At 60.5% G+C, this 19,035-nt stretch carries 16 protein-coding genes and 1 other RNA gene; 6 read left to right on the top strand and 11 right to left on the bottom strand.

Going from position 1 to position 19,035, the window contains the following annotated elements; genetic code table 11:
• Positions 1 to 2: 2 nt before the first annotated feature.
• The 5 genes from LG376_RS07310 to LG376_RS07290 form a co-directional block, all read right to left on the bottom strand.
• Complete coding sequence (locus LG376_RS07310) at positions 3 to 221, bottom strand: hypothetical protein (RefSeq protein ID WP_040425194.1); 219 nt, start codon at positions 219 to 221, stop codon at positions 3 to 5.
• Between the two features lie 145 nt (positions 222 to 366).
• Complete coding sequence (locus tag LG376_RS07305) at positions 367 to 834, bottom strand: hypothetical protein (protein WP_225746675.1); 468 nt, start codon at positions 832 to 834, stop codon at positions 367 to 369.
• The gene (locus tag LG376_RS07300; protein WP_225746674.1) at positions 827 to 1,171 is read right to left on the bottom strand and encodes a hypothetical protein; all 345 of its coding nucleotides are present in this window, start codon (positions 1,169 to 1,171) and stop codon (positions 827 to 829) included. The genes LG376_RS07305 and LG376_RS07300 overlap by 8 nt, the downstream gene beginning before the upstream one ends.
• 97 nt (positions 1,172 to 1,268) lie before the next feature.
• Positions 1,269 to 4,340, bottom strand: coding sequence for a bifunctional [glutamine synthetase] adenylyltransferase/[glutamine synthetase]-adenylyl-L-tyrosine phosphorylase (locus LG376_RS07295; protein ID WP_225746673.1), 3,072 nt, complete (start codon positions 4,338 to 4,340; stop codon positions 1,269 to 1,271).
• A gap of 7 nt (positions 4,341 to 4,347) precedes the next feature.
• A complete protein-coding gene (locus LG376_RS07290; protein WP_225746672.1) occupies positions 4,348 to 5,685 on the bottom strand; it encodes a glutamine synthetase family protein in 1,338 nt (445 codons plus the stop codon).
• Between the two features lie 192 nt (positions 5,686 to 5,877).
• On the opposite strand from LG376_RS07290, the gene LG376_RS07285 reads away from it, so the two are divergent.
• Positions 5,878 to 6,936 carry a DUF2786 domain-containing protein gene (locus LG376_RS07285; protein ID WP_225746671.1) on the top strand — a complete coding sequence of 353 codons (1,059 nt, stop codon included), beginning with the start codon at positions 5,878 to 5,880 and terminating at the stop codon, positions 6,934 to 6,936.
• Between the two features lie 133 nt (positions 6,937 to 7,069).
• Positions 7,070 to 8,806 carry a CYTH and CHAD domain-containing protein gene (locus LG376_RS07280; RefSeq protein WP_225746670.1) on the top strand — a complete coding sequence of 579 codons (1,737 nt, stop codon included), beginning with the start codon at positions 7,070 to 7,072 and terminating at the stop codon, positions 8,804 to 8,806.
• A gap of 58 nt (positions 8,807 to 8,864) precedes the next feature.
• On the opposite strand, the gene LG376_RS07275 is transcribed toward LG376_RS07280, so the two are convergent.
• The gene (locus tag LG376_RS07275) at positions 8,865 to 9,053 is read right to left on the bottom strand and encodes a hypothetical protein (RefSeq protein ID WP_225746669.1); all 189 of its coding nucleotides are present in this window, start codon (positions 9,051 to 9,053) and stop codon (positions 8,865 to 8,867) included.
• 259 nt (positions 9,054 to 9,312) lie between these two features.
• Between LG376_RS07275 and LG376_RS07270 the strand changes: the two genes are divergently transcribed.
• Complete coding sequence (locus LG376_RS07270; RefSeq protein ID WP_225746668.1) at positions 9,313 to 10,587, top strand: galactokinase family protein; 1,275 nt, start codon at positions 9,313 to 9,315, stop codon at positions 10,585 to 10,587.
• 12 nt (positions 10,588 to 10,599) lie between these two features.
• Here LG376_RS07270 and LG376_RS07265 read toward each other — a convergent pair whose 3' ends face one another.
• From LG376_RS07265 to LG376_RS07245, 5 genes are all read right to left on the bottom strand, one after another.
• The gene (locus LG376_RS07265; RefSeq protein ID WP_225746667.1) at positions 10,600 to 11,994 is read right to left on the bottom strand and encodes a ribonuclease catalytic domain-containing protein; all 1,395 of its coding nucleotides are present in this window, start codon (positions 11,992 to 11,994) and stop codon (positions 10,600 to 10,602) included.
• 25 nt (positions 11,995 to 12,019) lie between these two features.
• Positions 12,020 to 12,469: RNase P RNA component class A (gene rnpB / locus LG376_RS07260), an RNA gene on the bottom strand.
• Positions 12,470 to 12,484: 15 nt separating this feature from the next.
• Positions 12,485 to 13,615 carry a bifunctional RNase H/acid phosphatase gene (locus tag LG376_RS07255; RefSeq protein ID WP_225746666.1) on the bottom strand — a complete coding sequence of 377 codons (1,131 nt, stop codon included), beginning with the start codon at positions 13,613 to 13,615 and terminating at the stop codon, positions 12,485 to 12,487.
• Positions 13,615 to 14,331, bottom strand: coding sequence for a zinc ribbon domain-containing protein (locus LG376_RS07250; protein ID WP_225746665.1), 717 nt, complete (start codon positions 14,329 to 14,331; stop codon positions 13,615 to 13,617). The genes LG376_RS07255 and LG376_RS07250 overlap by 1 nt, the downstream gene beginning before the upstream one ends.
• Positions 14,332 to 15,471: a Nif3-like dinuclear metal center hexameric protein gene (locus LG376_RS07245; protein ID WP_225746664.1), complete on the bottom strand. Its 1,140-nt coding sequence runs from the start codon at positions 15,469 to 15,471 to the stop codon at positions 14,332 to 14,334.
• A gap of 95 nt (positions 15,472 to 15,566) precedes the next feature.
• Here LG376_RS07245 and LG376_RS07240 point away from each other — a divergent pair, with 95 nt between their 5' ends.
• From LG376_RS07240 to LG376_RS07230, 3 genes are all read left to right on the top strand, one after another.
• Positions 15,567 to 16,058, top strand: a complete 492-nt coding sequence (locus LG376_RS07240) for a low molecular weight protein-tyrosine-phosphatase (protein WP_225746663.1) — start codon at positions 15,567 to 15,569, stop codon at positions 16,056 to 16,058.
• Between the two features lie 10 nt (positions 16,059 to 16,068).
• Entirely contained in the window at positions 16,069 to 17,076 is a 1,008-nt protein-coding gene (locus tag LG376_RS07235; RefSeq protein ID WP_225746662.1) for an SURF1 family protein, read from the top strand.
• A gap of 736 nt (positions 17,077 to 17,812) precedes the next feature.
• A complete protein-coding gene (locus tag LG376_RS07230; protein ID WP_011273191.1) occupies positions 17,813 to 19,024 on the top strand; it encodes an IS110 family transposase in 1,212 nt (403 codons plus the stop codon).
• Positions 19,025 to 19,035: the final 11 nt, after the last annotated feature.

Raw genomic sequence — 19,035 nt, 5'->3', positions numbered from 1 at the left:
GGTTAATTCAGTTCATCGAGTACGCGCAGCGCATCTTCCTGCGCTGCCGCCGCGCCAAAGTTTTTCAGGTGGCCACCCAAGTCGCCGGCCGGAACTGACTGGGCGATGGTATCGGCCGGCACGGTATTGACGGCATAAGCCACCCCTACCCCGCCGGTGATGGGGATGGCAATGGCGGCGAGTACTCCCGCCGCGGTCGACAGCGTGGTCTTGAAAGTCATAGTCTCCTCCAGAGGCTTCGGCACCGAGCACCCTGCCCGTTACCAATTTGTGATGTTTTACCTTAGGAAGAGTTACTGCCAAGGCCATGCCGCCTAGCTGCGGGTTGCCTGAATTTTCGCGCCCAGTTCGCGAGGAAATAAAGGGCTAGTTTGCTGGATAGCTCTCGGCCACGATGCCATCGCTGGCCGGCATCACAAGGCCTCGCTCAAATGCGACGAGGACTGCCTTTTCATCGGATTCGCTGATGTCACCAGACTCCACCGCACTGTTGAGCTCGCGCTCCAAGTAGACGCGCACATCGGATTTGCCGTTTTCCGTCTGGGTAATACCCCGCGGGACGGAATTGAGCGGGATGCCCAGCGCCTTCGCCAGGGAGGTCACGCGATTGGCGTCGGTGGAATCATCGGCCTTGATATCACCATTGACCTGTGCGGGCATGTCTTCCTGAACCACGCCACCAGCCACGGCCTCGCCCACCGTCTTCGTCCCCTTGGGGGGATTATCGCGATTGGTGGCCCACACCCCGACAGCGATAGCCACGATGACGGCCACGGCTACAAAGGCCCACAGGTAGATGAGCTTATATCGATACACTCCGCTGATTTTAGCCATGGTACCCAGCGCTATCGCCGAAGGAACCGTAGTCATTGCCGCGAGGGTTCTCGCCACGATCATTGAGGGCGTCGATGATGGAGCGGATGGTGGCCTCCCCTATGCGGTCGGCGCGCCCCCACGAGCGAGGGGCCTGGCGAGAATTGTGCGGTGCTGATTCTGGGCGCGGCGGCGCTGGCTTTTCCTCCCGCGGCGTAGAGACCTCGATGGTCAAGGTGGTGCCATCAAGGCGGAGGGCGTCACCATCGCGCACGCCCGCGGCACGCGCTGCAGAAAGCAGCGCGGATAGTTCGCTCACCGTGGCGTTGTCCACATCGAGTTGCAGCTTAAAAGACATAACTAGCCAGTCCTTTCTTGTTCCCATCCCACTTTAGAGCCCGAAAGTGCAAAAAGTAAGGCCACAATGCGCGCATCGGGGACTTTCAAGGCTAACTCTAAGAATGCTCGAAGGATTCCTCCTCGCCCCAGAAGACCTCATCTACAACCTTCCGGGCATGGCGGGTAAGTTTCAGATAGTTTTCTAGAAACCCTTGGTTATCCTCCGGCGGCCAGCCAGCGGCACCGGCTACTTGGGCCAGCTGCGGACCGGGCCCGGGCAACTGGTCGACGCGCTTGCCGCGCACGAGCACCAGTGCATTGCGGGCGTCGGTAGCCATAAGCCAGGCTTCGCGCAGGTCCGAGACCTGCTCGGCAGAGAGGATTGCGTTTTCCTCCAAGGCGTCGAGCACGCGCAGTGTGGACGGATCGTGCAGTTGGGCATACTCGTGAGCATGCATCATGGTCAGGAGCTGTACGGTCCATTCAATATCTGAGAGCGCACCGCGCCCCAGCTTGGTATGAGTATTGCGGTCCGCGCCGCGCGGCAGGCGCTCATTGTCCACGCGCGCCTTCATGCGCCGGATATCGCGAATGGTCGAGGCGCTCGCGCCGCCTTCAGGGTAGCGGAAGCTATCGACCATGGACATAAATCGCTCGCCTACTTCCTTGTCACCAGCCACGAAGGCCGCGCGCAACAAAGCCTGCAGCTCCCAAGATTCGCCCCACTCGCGGTAATAACGCTCATAGGAGGAGATGGTGCGTGCCACCGCACCAGAGCGGCCCTCTGGGCGCAGGCCCAAATCGACGTCCAGTGGCGGGTCGCCCGAAGGTTTAGACAGGCGGCGCCGAAGCTTATCGACGATCCCGATGGCCCACTTCACGGCCTCCCCTTCCGCACCAGAGTCACCGGCCGGTTCGCTAGGTTCTGCGACGACGAGCACATCCGCATCTGAGCCAAATCCCAGCTCCATGCCTCCCAAACGGCCCATGCCAATGACGGCGATGCGCGCTGGCGGCTCTGCGTCCTCGTTAGCCAGGCGCCACGCACGCACCTCGGCGCGAAGTGCAGCCTCAAGGACGGCATCCCAAATTGTGGATAGCTCATGACACACCTGCTTGACCGGCATGAAGCCCAGCAAATCCGCACTGGCGATGCGGGCCAGCTCAACCCGGCGCAACGAGCGCGCCACCGCCACCGCTTTATCCGGGTCGGCGTGTCGCTTGCTGGAATTGACCAGCGCCTTGGAAACCTGTTCGGGCTTGGTTTCTAGCAGTTTGGGGCCAGTGGCGCCGTCGGAAAGCTGCTTAACCGAATCCGGTGCGCTAATAATCAAATCAGAAGTAAACGGCGAGGTACCCAGGATGTGCATGAGCCGCTGGCCCACAATTCCTTCGTCGCGCAGCATGCGCAAGAACCACGATCTATCGTTCGCGGCCTCCGAGAGCTTGCGGTAGTTCAACAGACCCATATCGGGGTCTGCGGTATCAGCCAGCCATTCCATCAAGGTAGGCAGCAAAATCGCCTGGATGCGTGCCTTGCGCGAGGTTCCCGCCGCCAAGGAGGTCAAGTGCTCGAATGCGCGGTCGGGGTGGTTATAGCCCAACGCGGCCAGCTGCAGCTTGGCGGCCTCCGGTGACAGCTTGAGCTCATCGGCGGACATGGTGACCACGGAATTGAGCAGCGGCCGGTAAAACAGACGCGAGTGCAGCTCGGAGATCCGCAGGCGGATCCGGCGCAGGTGCGTCAGCATGCGCTCGGCCGCCGACTTAGTGCCCTGCGGATAAAAGCCGGCGATGCGCGCCAGCCACTTCATCCCCTCTTCATCGTCCTTTTCCGGCAGCGTGTGCGTGCGGCGGAAGCGCTCCAATTGCAGGCGGTGCTCAAGCAGGCGCAAAAACTCATAGGCTTCAATGAGCTGGGTGCCGTCCTCGCGGCCGACGTATCCCGCTGAAATCAGCGCCTCCAGCGCCTCCACCGTGGAAAGCGCGCGCAGCGTCTCATCAGAGCGACCATGCACTAACTGCAGGAGCTGGACAGCAAATTCGATATCGCGCAGGCCGCCCACGCCTAGCTTCAGCTCGCGGTGTTTGAGCTCTGCGGGAACATTCGCCAGCACGCGGCGGCGCATGGCCTGTACGTCTTCCACGAAGGATTCGCGTTGCGACGCCGTCCACACCATCGGGCGAATCTGGTCCAAATAGTCCTGGCCTAGTGGGAGGTAGCCCGTCATAGCGCGCGCTTTAAGGAGCGCCTGGAATTCCCACGTCTCCGCCCATCGCTTGTAGTAGGCCACGTGGGATTCCAAAGTGCGCACCAACGCGCCCGACTTTCCCTCCGGGCGCAGGTTGGCATCCACCTCGAAAAAGGTGGTGGATCCAATGCGATTAAACTCCGCCGCTAGCCGTGTGGCTCTAGGGGTTGCCTCGCTGCCAACGAAGATGACGTCCACATCGGAGATATAGTTCAGCTCGCCTGCGCCACACTTGCCCATCGCCATGACTGCCAGCTGTGCATCCAAGGGTTCATCGCCGTAAATGGTGCGCACGGCACAGGCGAGAGAGGCGGTTAGGGCGGCGTCGGCAAGCGCGGTGGTCAGCGCCGTAATCTGGCGAAATCCTACCTCCGGCTGCAGCTTGGTCTGGCCCTTGCGTGATTGGAAGGTGCCCGCCACATCACAGGCGGCAATGCGCATCATCAAAGTGCGGTAGGTCGTGCGCAGCGCCTTCTTATGCTCACCCTCGCCGGCACGGTAAGTACCCGCCGCGCTCAAGTCCTCGCGCGCCGGATCGGGCCGGTCCACGTCGTGAGCAAAGTCCGCAGGCTGGGCATCGACGGCACCAAGCAGGCTTTGCAGCATCTCTTCGGGCTGAGGAAGGGGTTTTTCTAATTCTCGCCACAGTTCAGGGTGTGCCGCGAGATGATCGCCAAAGGCGGTCGACGCCCCCAGTAAGGCGAAGAGGCGCACGCGCAAGGTTTCATTGGACCGCACGGCATCATCTAGCTCTGGGGCTTGCTCATAGATGCGGATCAGATTATTGAGAGCCAGGTCTGGGTCACCCACGGCAGCGAGGGTCCACAACAGATCCGCTGATTCTGGATTCTTCCACCCCAGCTGCTCAATATCCTGCGCAGCATGCGGACGGGTAAGACCTAGTGTGGCCGGTGAAGGCACAGCAGCAGGACGCATTTTTCTCCTAAAAGTTCAGGTTATTGCGCAGCTCAAAGGTGGTGATTTGGCTCTGATAGTGGTGCCACTCATCCCACTTGGAGCGCAGGAAGAACTCAAAGACGTGCTCGCCCAGGACTTCTGCCATGAACTCGGATTTTTCAAATTCTCGCAAGGCCTGATCCAGGCTGGTGGGTAGATCCTTATAGCCCATTGCCCGGCGCTCGCGGCGGGTGAGCTGGTGGACATCGTCCTCGGCCGGTTCATCGAGCTCGTAGCCCTCGCGGATGCCTCGCAGGCCTGCTGCTAGTAGCACCGCATAGCCCAGGTAGGGGTTCATCGAGGCATCAATGGAGCGGATTTCTACCCGGCGCGATTCTTCCTTGGTAAGCCGGTAGGTGGGAACGCGGACCAGCGCGGAGCGATTCGATACTCCCCAGGTGGCTGCGCCCGGCGCCTCGTTGCCGAACATCAGGCGCTTATAAGAATTGGTCCATTGATTCACAATCGCGGACATCTCCGTGGAGTGCTCCAAGATGCCGGCGATGAACTGGCGGCCGGTCTGGGACAAAGAGAATTCATCATCCGGATCGTGGAAAGCATTGGATTGGCCTTCAAAAAGGCTCAAGTGGGTATGCATGCCAGAGCCCGGCAAATGCTCGAAGGGCTTAGGCATAAAGGTGGCGCGCACGTTGGAGTTGGTGGCCACCTGCTTAATCACGTGCCGGAAGGTCATGATGTTATCGGCCATGGTGAGCACGTCCGCATGGCGCAGATCAATTTCTTGCTGGCCTGGCGCGGTTTCGTGGTGGCTAAACTCCGTGGCAATTCCCAGCGATTCCAGCGCTAACATTGCCTTCCTGCGGAAAAGCGGGGCGGTATCGTGCGTTGCTTGGTCGAAGTAACCGCCGTTGTCCGTGGGCACCAAGTCTGTAAGTTCGCGGCCGCGCTCGAAAAGATAGAACTCGATTTCAGGCGAAGCCATGCAGGTAAATCCATCGTTGGCGGCCTCGGTGACCTGGCGGCGCAGGATATGGCGCGGGTCCACCATGGAGGGCTGGCCGTCTGGCTGTGCGATATCGCAAAACATGCGGGCCGATTGCAGGTCCGGCTCATCCATATCAAAGGGCAGAATCTGGAAGGTGGAGGGATCTGGCAGGGCGATGGTGTCAGACTCAGAAATGCGAGAAAAGCCCTCTACGGAAGAACCATCAAAGCCAACACCTTCTTCAAAGGCCGATTCCAATTCGGACGGGCTCATGACCACGGATTTAAGGGCGCCCAGAATATCCGTAAACCACAGGCGGATAAAGCGGATATCGCGTTCCTCAACGGTGCGCAAGACAAATTCGTGTTGGCTATTCATGCTTTAGACCTTACCGGCTCTCCCCCGAGGGATGTGCAGTTCATGCGACAGTTTTTCCGGGGCGAAATGTGCAGGTCGCAAGAGTATCTAGGGGGTGGCCAGTGGGGGATTTTCCGGCAGGAGCCAGCTCCAGCGCATGCTTTGCTAAGTGGGCAAGCGAACACACGTACACCTCTTAAAGGACGAATCTTTATGACCACCCACTGCGATGACCTTTCTGCTCACGTAATCGAACGCCTCGTCACCGCCGCACAACAAGGCTGGGCGCCGGCGGACTTAGAACACGTCTTAGGCCCGCACGCCTACCCGATTATTTACCGTGCAAGCCCCCATGTGCCGGCACGAATTACCTCCCCTGCGCTGCGCAAAGCATGGCTACAGATGGCCCCTCCGCAGGAAAACTTCATTCCCCGCGATAAGTTACGCGCCATTATGAAAGAGCTCATTCACCTGCCTAGGCTGCGCGATACTGAGCTTTTAGCCTCTGGCGAATCCTTGCGGGAGGATGGGCTTAGCGATAAGCAACGCAAAATCCGCGAAAAAGTTCTAGGCCTTTTGCGAAAAGCGGAATCTACCAGCTTTGAGGATGAGGCCGAGGTTCTCATTTCTAAGGCGCAGTCCCTGCAGCAGAAGTATCGCATCGAAGACCTGCTTACTTCCGAGCTACCTGATCTCATTTCCCACCGCGTGCACATCCACCCGCCGTATATCAAGCACCAGGTTTCCCTATTAAGCACCATCTCTGACGCCAATGGATGCACCACTCTCCTGATTCATGACAAGGGCTTGGCCTGCGTGATTGGCGCTCCTGCCGACGCCGCCCATTGCGCCGACCTTTTTGCCTCTCTCAACCGTCAATGCGATTGGTTCATGCGCAATGGTGACGGCGCAGAAATTGCCCGCGCTACGGGCTCCACCGCCGCCTATCGCCGTAGCTTCCGGCTCTCTTATGCCGCCCGCATCGGTGAACTGCTCACTCAAGCAAATGAGGATGGCATCGCAGATAACCTGCGGGAGTCGCAGTACTGCTCACACCACGCAGAGACTGTAGCTACCCAAACCCTTCCGGCGTTGCAGGCGCGCACCGATCACGCCATCGATACTCGCAATCGCCTCTTCCCCAACCTGACGGAAATGTCGCTTTCCATGAACAGCATGCACGGCATCAACGATGGCATTGCCGCTGCCGATAAATCTCACTTTGGCGGCGATGCTTCCGGGATCGGTTCGGTTCCAGAAATTACGCAGTAATTTTGCCCTGCTCAAGGCCATTCTTCCCTCCCGTTCCCTGCTAGCGAACGGGGGCGAGGAGCGACACCGAAACGAATGCTTAACGGGTAGGATCACCGGTGAGATATTGGTCTAGAAAGTAAAAGGTACGTGAATGTCTACACAGTCTTTTCTCGAAGTTGAAGCGAAATTCTCCGTAGCCGAGTCCACTCAGCTCCCTGAACTGACCCGCCTCGAGGGAGTTGACCACGTTGCAGACACGCGCCACCACGCGCTTTCTGCCATCTACTACGACACCGAAGACCTCCGCCTGACCCACGCAAAGATCACCCTCCGCCGCCGCACGGGTGGCAATGATGATGGCTGGCATATCAAGATTCCTAGCGAGGCTGGCCGCACTGAAATCCACGCCGAGCTGGGAGAACCTGTAGATGGCCGCTACGAAGTACCTGAGGAGCTTCTCCACCAGGTCCGCTCCATTATCCGCCACCACGAACTCACCCCGATTGCTCAGGTAGACAACAAGCGCACCGAGATGGTCCTAGCGGATGCCGATAATAAACCGGTAGCGGAATTCTGCGATGACCACGTCACCGCCTTTTCCTTCCTTCCAGGTGGCCAGCAGCAGTCGTGGCGCGAGTGGGAAGTAGAGCTCGCCGGTGAGCTTCCTGGCACTGAGGAAGGCACGCAATTCATTCGCCGTGCCACTTCCCTGCTCATCGGTGCCGGTGCGCGCGTTTCTTCCTCCCCATCCAAGCTGAAGTCTGCTTTGGGCGATTCCTACGCCAACGCACCGCTGCCTCCAGCCCTAGTTTCGCCAGACGTGGATCCAGACTCCCCTGCCGCGGCCGTCATCACCGCGCTCCAAGCCAACCGCGACAAGCTAGTTGATTATGACCCTCGCGTGCGCCGCGATGAGTGGGACTCGGTTCACCAGATGCGCGTCGCCACCCGCGAGCTGCGCAGCCACCTGCAGACCTTCCATGGCATCGTTGTCGGCCCAGAAATCGACAAGATCGAAGCCGAGCTCAAGGAGCTTGCCAGCATCTTGGGCGTTGCTCGCGATGCGGAAGTTGTGGAAGAGCGCTGGCAGAAGCTGCTGGAGTCCGAGGATTCTGACACCTTGGATGACTCCACCCGCGAGCACATTGCGCACGATATGGGCAACGCCTACCGCCGCGCGCACCGCCGCGTTATCGCAGCCCTGGATTCCGAGCGTTACCTCGAGCTGCTGGAGTCGCTCGATCGCCTGCTCGCAGACCCGCCAACGGCCGATAAGCAACAGGAGTCCGCCCCGGCAGCAAGCGATGCGGAGCAGACAGAGGAGCAGTCCTCTGCAGAAGATGACGCCGCTACCCCTACCGAATCCAGCGAGGACAGCGCACCTGCTGCAGAAAAGGCCGAAAAGAAGCCAGAGAAAAAGAAGTCCAAGGACAAGTCCGCCGACATGGATACCGTGATGGCGCAGCACCTTGAAAAGGCCTATAACAAGCTGGTCAAGCGCCATAAGAAGGCCGTGGAGAACTGGGATGACCAGGAACTGTCCCTGCACGAGCGCGAGGATTATTTCCACGATATGCGCAAGGCAGCAAAGAAGCTGCGCTATGCAGCTGAAGCAGCTGGTTCTGCCACCAATCTCAAGACCAAGCGCCTCTACAAGGCCTGCAAGCAGATGCAGTCGGTGCTCGGTGACTTCCAGGATTCCGTGACCTCGCGAGATAAGCTGCTCGAGTTGGCAGAGTCCGCTCGCCGTCGTGGGGAAAATACCTTTGGCTACGGCCTGCTTTACCAGCGCGAGCGAACCATTGGCCTAAAGGCTCTTGACGATTACGCCGAGTCTTTCAAAGACATCAAGGCCGCGTTTAAGCCGCTGCGCAAGAAGCTAAAGTAGCCGCGCTCCTCGGGCAGGTGCCGGGAAGCACGGCTTAAAAGAGATGGCTGGGAGTTAGTTAATTCCAGTCATCTTCTTCGTCTGCGGCATCTGCCGCATCATTGCGGGCTTGGGCGATTTCGATGGCGTTTTCTGCCTCTTCGCGGGTGTCATACGGGCCCATCCGATTTTCCCAGCCAGAGGTTTTGCCTTGGCTGACTTCCTTAGTGGTGGGATCAAAGAACCACTTCTGGTCTGCATCGCTCATGAAACTATCCTCTCAGTCGTTGCATCAGCGGCACCGGCTAAGTGCTGCCGCTGATATGGCTTGTGCCCACACTACCTACGCTGTCTCACCGATGCCCGCTAGAATGTGGGGCAGCACAATTCTTTTATACGAATCCATGCCGTATTCCCCGCCACCGCGCACATAGGTGGCGGGCGTTCGTTGCTTTAAACGCACCACCGCGTGTGTGGGGCAACGAAGACTACTGGTCCCAGAACCTGGAAAAGGAGCTTTAGCACCCATGCCACTGTGGTCAACGCCTGCAGAGCCTGTAGCCGAGCGCGCCGCCCAAGCACATACCGAGTTCACGGGCAGCGCTCCAACGCATACCGCCAGCGCGCCGGCAACGTGGCCCCTCATTGGTGAACACATTGACCACTTCGGCGGCATTGTTGCCATGTGCGTGGACAAGCTACGCACCGCTGCTGCAGTAAGCCCGCGCACCGATGGCGTGGTGGCCGTACATTTCCACCCATCTCAGGGCGAGACTGCTCATGAATCGATTAGCCTGCAAGCGCTCGCAGAGCTGGCAACAGCGCAACAACCCACCACGGATGCAGAGGGACAGCCAATCATTCCACCGGCACCGGAAGGAGGCCTGGCCGCTCGCGTGGGTGGCATCGTCCACACGATGATTAACCGCCAGTTGCTCTCTCGTGAGACAGCCGGCGCGGATATCACCATCGCCTCCGATATTCCGGAAGGTGCGGGTTTGGGTGCAGATGCCGCCGCGGATGTCGCGGTAGCGCTGGCCCTCATGGGGGCCGATGCGGACCTGGATGCGCCGCTAAGGGCCCGGGTAGCGGATGTATGCACCCAGGCCGTTACTACCTTTGGTTCACGGCCGCCTTTGCGTGCCCGCCACAGCGCAGCCCTGCGCAGCACGGGTGAGGGCGTATGCATCATGGATTACGCCGATGGTTCTGTCACCCACGCCCCGCACCTTGTAGGCCGCGAGATAGCTGCCTTCGCAGTGGCGGTGCCGGAAGATTTTTCCGCGCAGGAGGAAAAGGCTATCGCCGATATCCGCCAGCGCCAGCGCTTTATCGACGATGCGTGCCACTCCTTTGGCACCGATTCGCTGCGCTTGCTTCCCGACGCCCAACAGCGCGTCCTTGATTGGCTCAAAGCCGTCCACAAGGTCTACGGCGAGGAGGGCCGCCCGAGTATCAGCGCCGCCACGGAGTGGATGGCCTTTTATGAGGACGAAACTGAGCGCGTAGAAAAGTTCACTCGCTTCCTGCGCTCGCACCGCGGCGCGGAGCTCTTCCCTATCCTTTTGCAGTCGCAGTCCTCCCTAGCCAATATCTACGGCTTGGATTCGGCGGAAAAGCTCGCCGAGCTGGTCACGGTCCGCGGCGCCGTAGCGGGCCGTTCGGCACACGCGGGGACTTCAAATGCGGTCATTGCCTACGTTCCGGCGAAAAGCGCGCACAACTTTGCGGCCGACTTGGCGGAAGACGGCCTGCTCGTAGTCGAGTTGCAGCCTGGCGAGGCCGCGCGCGGCGAAAGCTAGTAGCCTCTCCGGCTAATCAGCAGGCCACGCAAAGAGCACCTCGCGCGAATTGGTATCCGCTGTCACCAGCGAGACGGTGGTTTCGCTGCCGGTTTCTGGCGCGCCTACAGATTGGCCGAAGACGGGTGGCTCCGGAACAAAAATCCGAGCTTTGTCCCGCTTCGGATCGCCACTGACAACGGTGGCCGGGAAATTGGTGCCCAGCCAAGGGCGCAGCACGGTGGCCTCGGTGAGGTTAAGGCAGGCCTTATCCACCTGGGAGGCAAGCTGCGAAGTAGAGCGCATTGCGCTAATGACGTCCTTGGCGCGCTCCCCCACCCAGCCGGGAACCTCGTAGTCGCCGCATAGGGCTAGGCAGACCTCAGTAGCGAACCTATCGGACAGGCGCCGCAGCGGCGCGGTGACGTGGGCATAGTAGCCACCAATACCGGCGTGTACCTGCGCCTCTTGCTCGCCTAGCCAGGCATAGTCGGCGCCCCGCAAAAGGCTTTGGGCCTCACGCATAACAGCCATACCCCGCGGGGAATCGGCGTCGACGGTGAGGAGGAATTGGGGAATGGGGGCGTCGCCAAGCGCAAAGCCTAGGGCTTGGGCCTCGGCGCGAAATTGACGCTCGTGCTCCGGCTCGGCCGCGGGCAGGGTGCGCAAGAAGCCCACGCCGGCTTCCTGCATGAGGCGCCCAGCGCACATGCCGGCGAGCAGGGAGATCTCCGAGTTAAAGTCCATGACCTCATAGCGCGGCTCGATAATGAGTTCAAAGGTGCCGTCAGCATTTTCCACGACGCGCTGGGAGGGCAGGCGCAAGGAAATGGCCGCACGGCGCAGGGAGGATTGCTGGCGCAGCCTGCCGACCACCGGCAGCAAAGCAATAGATGGGTGGAGCTTGCCGGCCGCGAGGTCCGCATGCGCGCCTTCATAATCCAGGCGGGCCTGGGAGTAAATCAGCGCGCGCTCGACGTGGAAGGACTCCACCTCGCCGTTGCCATCCAAGTCAAAGGTCCACAACACGGCCGGTTTATCGGTGCCAGGCAACAGCGAGGCTCGATCCTCCGAAAGCTCGGGCGGGTGCAGGCGCGCGGGTTCATCGGGAAGATAGATGGTCTGGCCGCGGCGGAAGGATTCGCGCTCCAGCTCGCTGCCGGGCTCAATGAAAGCAGCAACGTCCGCGATGGCATAGTAGACGCGGTATCCGCCCTCGCGTTCTTCGATGTAAACCGCCTGATCCAAGTCCATGGAGCCGGCGGGATCCAGGGTCACGAAGGGAATGTCGCGGGCGTCGCGGCGCGAGTCGGCGTATCGGTCCTGCGCGCGGACGGCCTGGTCGGTGACCTCGGCCGGAAAATCGGTGGCTACCGAAAATTCTGCGGCAATAGCGCGGAAATCAAGCGGGGCGGCATAGAGCTTCATGTCCACCACCATAAACGTAGTAGGGCGAATGAGTCGGCCTATAAGCCGGATTCTGTCTAACCGCGGCACTCCCTGGGAAGCACCGCGCGGTGAACATCCATCTAGACCAACCGTTGCCAGTTGGTTCCAGCAGCTACCTTCAGGCTCGAGCGAGCAGCCTTAAAACGCCTGATCGGGCCCCGCAACGTGGCGGGGCCGTGATGCCTTGCTCCCGGTGGGGTTTACCCAGCCACCGCCATCACTGACGGTGCTGGTGCGCTCTTAACGCACCGTTTCACCCTTACCTTGCTGCTCCAACTTGGGCCGAAGCTCAAGCGGAGACACAAGGCGGTCTACTTTCTGTTGCACTTGCCCGCGGGTTTCCCCGGGTTGCCGTTAGCAACCACCGTGCTCTGTGGAGTCCGGACTTTCCTCGGCGCCCACGCGGCAGCACGTGGCTACCCGTTTGAAGCGACGCGATCACCCGGCCGGCTCATTCGCGTTCCTTATTCTAGCGCAGGCCTGCCAGGTGGCCCACATCGTTAAATCCGTGCACCATAGAGCCGCCATCCCAGAACTCCACCCGCGAAATAGCAGCCAGGTCGAGGAAGAGGTGTCCAAAGGTGGCTGGGCCGGCATCGAGCGCCTGGCGGATGAAGGACTTAATTGGGTTGACGTGGCTAACCACCAACACGGTCTTGCCTGCGAAGCGCTCTTGGAGCTCCTTGCGGGTGGTGCGCACGCGGCGGTTGACCGCTTGCAGCGATTCGCCGCCCGGACAGGCGACGCTCGCGTCATGCAGCCATTCCTCGTGGAGTTCCGGATCGCGCTGGTGGGCCTCGGCTGCGGTCTTGCCTTCCCACGCACCGAAGTCCACTTCGATGAGGCCTTCGACGGTTTCTACCGCGATATCGCGGCCATTGGCCACGGCCGCTGCAGTTTCCTGGCAGCGACGCAGGGGCGAGCAGACGATGGCATCAAAGTCGGTGCCGGCAAGCGCTTGGGCAGCAGCAAGCGCCTGCTTTTGTCCGAGCTCCGTAAGGCCCGGATTGGCGCGGCCGGAGTACTGCTTGGCGGCCGACATCTCCGTCTGCCCGTGGCGAAGCAAGATAAAGCGAGTGGTAGGTCCGCGATCCCCCAGCCAATCGGTGGGGTGCGGCGCGGTGGTGTCCTGCTCCGCGGCTGGGGCTGGCTCGGAGTCTTCTTCGTTAGCAACGATGCCTTCGGGGTGCCCGGCGGCCGCGGCATCCATGGCGTCATTAGACAGGGCGTCTGCCACCTTGTTTTTGGCGCGCGGTACCCAGTCCAGGCTGAAAGTAGAAAAGCCGTTGATGTATTCGCGGGCGCGCAGCGCCAGCTTCTGCATATCAGGGTGCTTGATCTTCCAGCGGCCGTTGATCTGTTCCACCACCAACTTGGAATCCATGTGGAATTCCACCTCGGTAGCGCCCAGCTCGGTGGCGGCTTCAAGCCCGCGCAACAAGCCGTTGTACTCAGCGACGTTATTGGTGGACTTGGTACCTACCACATAGACAATTTCGCGCAGGATGTGCTGCCCACTGCCGTCATAAATGACGGTGCCGGAACCGGCTACTCCGGGGTTGCCGCGGGAGCCGCCATCGGCGTAAATGATGACCTTCATTAGACCAGGCGCACCAGGTAGGAGCCGCAATCGCCGCACTGCGGCAGCTCATCGGCCGGGGCATTGCGCACAGCGTTTTGCTCGGCCGGCGGCAGGACGATGAAGCAACCGCCGCAGGCGCGGTTGGCCTTGAACTGGGCGGCGCCTACGCCATTTTCCTCGCGCTGGGTATCGTACTCGCTGAGCACTCCGGCGGGCAGTTGATCGCGCAGCTCGCCGATGCGCACGGCCGGATCTTCTTGATTGGCGGCCGCTTCCTTAGCCGCCTCGGCCGCACGGCGCAGCTTTTCCAGCTTGCGCTCGGAATCGGAAACGCGCGCGCCGTGGACATCCAGGTTGGAACGCAGCGCGTGCACCTCATTATGCGCCTCCTGCAGCTCGCTCATGAGATCTGCGATGCGGGACTTGGCAGCGTAGAGGTCGTGCTCCAGATCCTTGCGGGTTTCTGGGTCCACTGCGGCGCCGAGCTGGCGCTTATCATCGCGCTCGCGCTGGCGCAGCTTGCGCTCATCGGCCTGGATGCACAGGATTTCGGTCTCCATGTCATCGACGGCCATCTGCGCAGAACCGGAGGCATCCAGCAGCCGCTTGTGCTCCTCCTTGGCCTTGTCATACTCGGCTTGTTCCGGGATTTCCTTCTTTGCGCCATGGCCCTGCGAGCGTTCCAGGTTGGCCAGCTCCAGCAGTACCGGCTGTAGTTCTTGCGATAGTTTCACTTATGACTCCTTTGGGTGCGCAGAGATAGTCCACGGGTCGGTGCGCAGGCTAATAATTTCCGTATCCAGTTCTAAAGCATTCTCTACGATATCGCGCGCTTGGGCCGTCCACGGAAATTCGCTGGCCCAGTGGGCGGTATCGATGACGGCGGGGCCGCCGGCGCGCAGGTGCTCATCCACCGGGTGGTGGCGCAGATCCGAGGTAACATACACGTCCACGCCTAGCTTCGCGGCCGCGGAGAGGAAAGAATCTCCCGATCCGGAAGACACGGCCACCGTGCGCACCTTCTGATCCGGATCGCCGGCGGCGCGGATGCCCCAGGCGGTCTCTGGCAGGGCATTAGCCACCTGCTGGGTAAACTCACGCAGGGTCATCTCCTGCGGCAGTTCTCCCACGCGTCCGAGGCCAAGCGCCGTATCGAGGTCCTGGTGGCCGGCGGTTTCCGTGATGTCATAGGCCGGCACTTCATATGGGTGGGCGGTGTGCAGAGCCTGCAGCAAAGAGGAGCGAAGTGCGGCTGGGGCAACGAACTCGACGCGGATTTCCTCGCCGCGGTGCAGCGCGCCGATCTCGCCTTCGGTGGGGTCAGCACCCTCCTCCGGCTGGAATTGGCCCGTGCCGGCGATATCGAAGGAGCAGTGAGAGTAGGCGCCGATGTGGCCCGCGCCGACGTCGAAAAGCGCCTGCTTTACCTCCTCGGCCGCGGCAACCGGCACGTGCACGCCCCACTTATCCACGCCCTGGGGCTCCGGCACGATGGGCCGGCCGGGGTTGATGCCCACAAGCTCCGCGAGCTTATCGTTTACTCCCGGCCGCGCCTTATCCGCGTTGGTGTGGGCCGCAAAGAGCGCAACGCCATTGCTGACCAACGTGTGCACTACCTTGCCCTTGGGCGTATCGGCCGCCACGGACTCCACCCCGCGCAAAAGCAACGGGTGGTGAACCACGAGCATGTCCGCGCCGAGCTCCACCGCGCGCTCGGCCACCGCTTGGGTGCAGTCCAAAGCGAAAGCCACCCGCTTTACCTCCACGGCCGGATCCCCGCAGATAAGCCCCACGGCATCCCACTTTTCCGCCAGGTGCGGCGGGTAGGCCTCATCGAGTACGCGGCGGACATCGCCCACGCTCACAGTGGACATGGAGGTGCTCCTTTATGCTCGTTTCATGGAATAGTTACTACTGCTATATCCTATCTTCCGCACCACAGTACTATTCGCGCGAAGGGGTTTTCCGCATGACCGAGACCGATACCCGCTCCGGCCTTTACCTCGTTTTTGTTTGCACCGGAAATATCTGCCGCTCCCCCATGGCAGAGATCATCGTGCGCGATGAAATGGAAAAGGACATGCTAGACCTCGTCGCCACCGTAGATTCTTGCGGCCTCGGCGGCTGGCATGTAGGCCAGGGCGCGGACGAACGCGCAGTTGCCGAACTGCGCCGCGGCGGCCACGATGGCGGTTCCCACCGCGCGGCCAAGCTGGGGGCAGAGCACATGGACGCTGATCTCTTCATTGCTATGGACAAGGGCCACCGCGCGGCCCTCATTGAGCACGGCATCGACCCGGCCAAGATTCGCTTGATGCGCAGCTTCGACCCCAGCTCCCCGGAGGACGCGGACGTGGCAGACCCGTATTACGGTTCCGCAACGGATTTTGAAACCACGCGCAAGAATATCGAGGCCGCCGTGCCTGGCCTGCTGGATTGGATTCGCGCTAACCGCGACTAAACTAGGCCCCATGCTAAAGACGTTCCTTAAGCCGGGTTGGGTTCTACTGCTGCTGTTCGTCGTGGCTTTTTCCTACCTCGCTTTTACCGTCCTTGCCCCGTGGCAGCTGGGCAAAGACGATGACATTGTGGAACGCAACGAGCTCATCACCCACGCCTATGAGGCTGACCCCCAGCCGGTGGAAGACCTCGTGGATGGCAACGGCGCCATCAAGGACGATGAGTGGTCCCGTGCCACCCTGCACGGCCATTACCTGCCGCAGGATGAGGTGCTGCTGCGCCTGCGCCCGGTCGATTCCGGTCCGTCCTACCAATCTCTGGTTCCCTTCCGCACCGATTCCGGCCTGACCATCCTGGTTAACCGCGGCTGGGTCAAGGCCGGCGAGGCCAACGCCGTGCCAGATATCCCTGATGCTCCCTCGGGCGAGACCACTCTCACCGGCATGATCCGCGCCGATGAGGCCGAGCACCAGTCCGCCCCCATTAAGCAAGAGGGCTACCAGCAGGTCTACTCCATCCATACGGAGCAGATTGCCTCGCTTATCGACGCCCCCTTGGCCCACGACTACATCCAGCTCTCCGCCGACCAGCCCGGCGTGCTCAACGCCATGCCGATCCCGCAGCTCGACCGCGGCAACCACCTCTCCTACGGCTACCAGTGGATTGCCTTCGGCATCATGGCCCCGCTGGGCTTGGGCTACTTCGTGTGGTCCGAAATCCGTGAGCGTCGCCGCCTGCGCGAGGAGGAAGAAGCCCTCTCCGCCCTCGATGCCGATGCCTCAACTCCATCCGAGCCCGCGGACGCCTCCAGTGCAAGCTCCGCACCGGTAGAAGCCCCGTCCCCCGCGACCTCCCGGCGCGACGCCCACGCGGCCGCTGACGACGCCACCGATACCGCCCCAGCCGTTCCCGCCGCGTCCTCCTCGCATGCCGCCAGCCGCCGCAATCGCTCGCGCTACGGCGACTCCAAGCCGGATCACTACGCCAAGCTGAACAAGCGCCGCCGCGAGCGCTACTAGGTCCTCTGCCTGCCTAGGCTATTTCTTGAACATCCGCCCAGGCCCCGAATCAGCCACGTTAATGCGTTATGCCCTCCCCTCTTGGGGCATAACGTGGCCACAAGTTGGCTATCGAGGCTTTAACTCCTTAACGCTGCCAGCCACCTAAGCCCACCAACACAAAATGTCGTTTAACTCGACACGCCGCAAAACAACACAAGCTGTCGTTTAGGCCTCGGATGTCGTGGGGGTTAAGGGTCAGAAAGTGTGTCTGGAAACGGGGATTTTTAGGCTCTGACCTTTGAGTTAACGTCAAATATACGCTTTGGGAGCATATATCTGGCCTTGGGACGCTAAAACCCCGGTGTGGCTGCCAATCTGTGGTAGAAGACGGTCGTTCGACCACACTGCTACTGCGGTGAAGATACAAAATGCAACAAATCGGACAGCCGAAGCTTCGACCGATGGCGGTTTTAACCAGGTGGCTCTCCGCCATCAAGATTCACTCCCGATGCCCGTTACCTTGTGAGTGTCCCCGATAATGGGGATAGTCGCTGGTCCCGGTATGGCTTACCTGCCCTGTAGTTTCCATAATCCGGGGGGTGTTGCCGCCGGGTGCCAGGACTTTCGATGACAGCTGATAGGGACACGGCCAGTTTTAAACTAGGTCTCTTTGTAACGTGGGTGCTTGCAACGAAGGTCATGACACCAGCGACTGGAACAACGCCATACCCATCTCGTTTTCTAGGAGCTCATCATGTCTCCGGAGCATTCCATCGACATATTCCTTGGGTTAGACGTCGGCAAATCTGAACACCACGCCTGCGCCTTAGACCGTGATGGCAACAAGGTCTTCGACAAACCGTTGCCTCAACTCGAATCCGAACTAGCAGGCGTTTTTCACCAGCTTCAGAAGCTTGGCACCGTGCTCGTGATCGTCGACCAACCCAACACCATCGGCGCACTACCGATTGCTGTAGCCCGGGACTGCGGTTGCGAAGTCGGATACCTGCCAGGTCTTGCGATGCGCAAAGCTGCAGATCTCTATCCGGGACGTGCAAAAACAGACAAACGCGACGCATTCATCATCGCCGACACCGCCCGCACAATGCCCCACACGCTACGTGCCGTCGACCGCAATGATGAGGTACTCTCCGCCCTAAAGATGCTGTCCGGCTTCGATGATGACATCGCCCGCGATTGCACTCGCACTGTCAATCGGCTTCGCAGTGTCCTCACCCAGATCTACCCCAGCCTGGAACGAGTTTTTGCTGGTAGCACCCTGACTCGCACGCCGATCCTGGAATTATTGATCCATTACAAGGGACCGCAGGGGCTAAAAAGAGCCGGATACCAACGAGTGTTGAACTGGATGATCAAGCGCACACGTAAAGACCCCACCCCGCTGGTAGACGACATTTTTACAGCGCTGAAAGCTCAAACAGTCACCGTGCCTGGAAGCGATGCCGCCGAGTTAGTAATTCCTCAACTGGCTGCAAACATCCAGGCCCTCAAAGAGCAACGAAACACCATTGCTGAGCAGGTTGAAGAGATGCTCGCTGATTTCCCTCTTTGTGAGGTCTTGATGAGTATGCCCGGAGTCGGCATCAAGACCGCAGCGCAGATCCTTCTTGCGATCGGTGATGGCTCCGACTTCGCTAGTGCTGGCCACTTAGCTGCTTATGCTGGAATAGCACCCGTGACTAGACGATCCGGTTCGTCGATCAGAGGTGAATTCCCGGCACGGTCAGGCAATAAACGACTGAAAAACGCCTTGTTCTACTCCGCATTCGCAGTTATCCGCAGCCACGAACCGTCACGGCGGTATTACGAACGCAAACGCGCTGAAGGAAAACGCCACAACGCAGCAGTCATCTGCCTGGCACGACGCCGATGCAATGTCATCTACGCGATGCTGAAAAACAAGGAGTTCTTCCGCGAAATCCCGCCACGCCCCGTCGCCGCATAAAGCCCCAAAGA

The organism is Corynebacterium sp. Marseille-P4611 (assembly GCF_916618765.1).
GTDB lineage: Bacteria > Actinomycetota > Actinomycetes > Mycobacteriales > Mycobacteriaceae > Corynebacterium > Corynebacterium marquesiae.
This window is presented reverse-complemented; position numbering and strand designations above follow the sequence as displayed.

What these genes read in the sequence shown, in the direction of transcription:
- LG376_RS07310 (WP_040425194.1), bottom strand. Translation starts at nt 221, where the DNA reads ATGACTTTCAAGACCACGCTGTCGACCGCGGCGGGAGTACTCGCCGCC.
- LG376_RS07305 (WP_225746675.1), bottom strand. Translation starts at nt 834, where the DNA reads ATGGCTAAAATCAGCGGAGTGTATCGATATAAGCTCATCTACCTGTGG.
- LG376_RS07300 (WP_225746674.1), bottom strand. Translation starts at nt 1,171, where the DNA reads ATGTCTTTTAAGCTGCAACTCGATGTGGACAACGCCACGGTGAGCGAA.
- LG376_RS07295 (WP_225746673.1), bottom strand. Translation starts at nt 4,340, where the DNA reads ATGCGTCCTGCTGCTGTGCCTTCACCGGCCACACTAGGTCTTACCCGT.
- LG376_RS07290 (WP_225746672.1), bottom strand. Translation starts at nt 5,685, where the DNA reads ATGAATAGCCAACACGAATTTGTCTTGCGCACCGTTGAGGAACGCGAT.
- LG376_RS07285 (WP_225746671.1), top strand. Translation starts at nt 5,878, where the DNA reads ATGACCACCCACTGCGATGACCTTTCTGCTCACGTAATCGAACGCCTC.
- LG376_RS07280 (WP_225746670.1), top strand. Translation starts at nt 7,070, where the DNA reads ATGTCTACACAGTCTTTTCTCGAAGTTGAAGCGAAATTCTCCGTAGCC.
- LG376_RS07275 (WP_225746669.1), bottom strand. Translation starts at nt 9,053, where the DNA reads ATGAGCGATGCAGACCAGAAGTGGTTCTTTGATCCCACCACTAAGGAA.
- LG376_RS07270 (WP_225746668.1), top strand. Translation starts at nt 9,313, where the DNA reads ATGCCACTGTGGTCAACGCCTGCAGAGCCTGTAGCCGAGCGCGCCGCC.
- LG376_RS07265 (WP_225746667.1), bottom strand. Translation starts at nt 11,994, where the DNA reads ATGAAGCTCTATGCCGCCCCGCTTGATTTCCGCGCTATTGCCGCAGAA.
- LG376_RS07255 (WP_225746666.1), bottom strand. Translation starts at nt 13,615, where the DNA reads ATGAAGGTCATCATTTACGCCGATGGCGGCTCCCGCGGCAACCCCGGA.
- LG376_RS07245 (WP_225746664.1), bottom strand. Translation starts at nt 15,471, where the DNA reads ATGTCCACTGTGAGCGTGGGCGATGTCCGCCGCGTACTCGATGAGGCC.
- LG376_RS07240 (WP_225746663.1), top strand. Translation starts at nt 15,567, where the DNA reads ATGACCGAGACCGATACCCGCTCCGGCCTTTACCTCGTTTTTGTTTGC.
- LG376_RS07235 (WP_225746662.1), top strand. Translation starts at nt 16,069, where the DNA reads ATGCTAAAGACGTTCCTTAAGCCGGGTTGGGTTCTACTGCTGCTGTTC.
- LG376_RS07230 (WP_011273191.1), top strand. Translation starts at nt 17,813, where the DNA reads ATGTCTCCGGAGCATTCCATCGACATATTCCTTGGGTTAGACGTCGGC.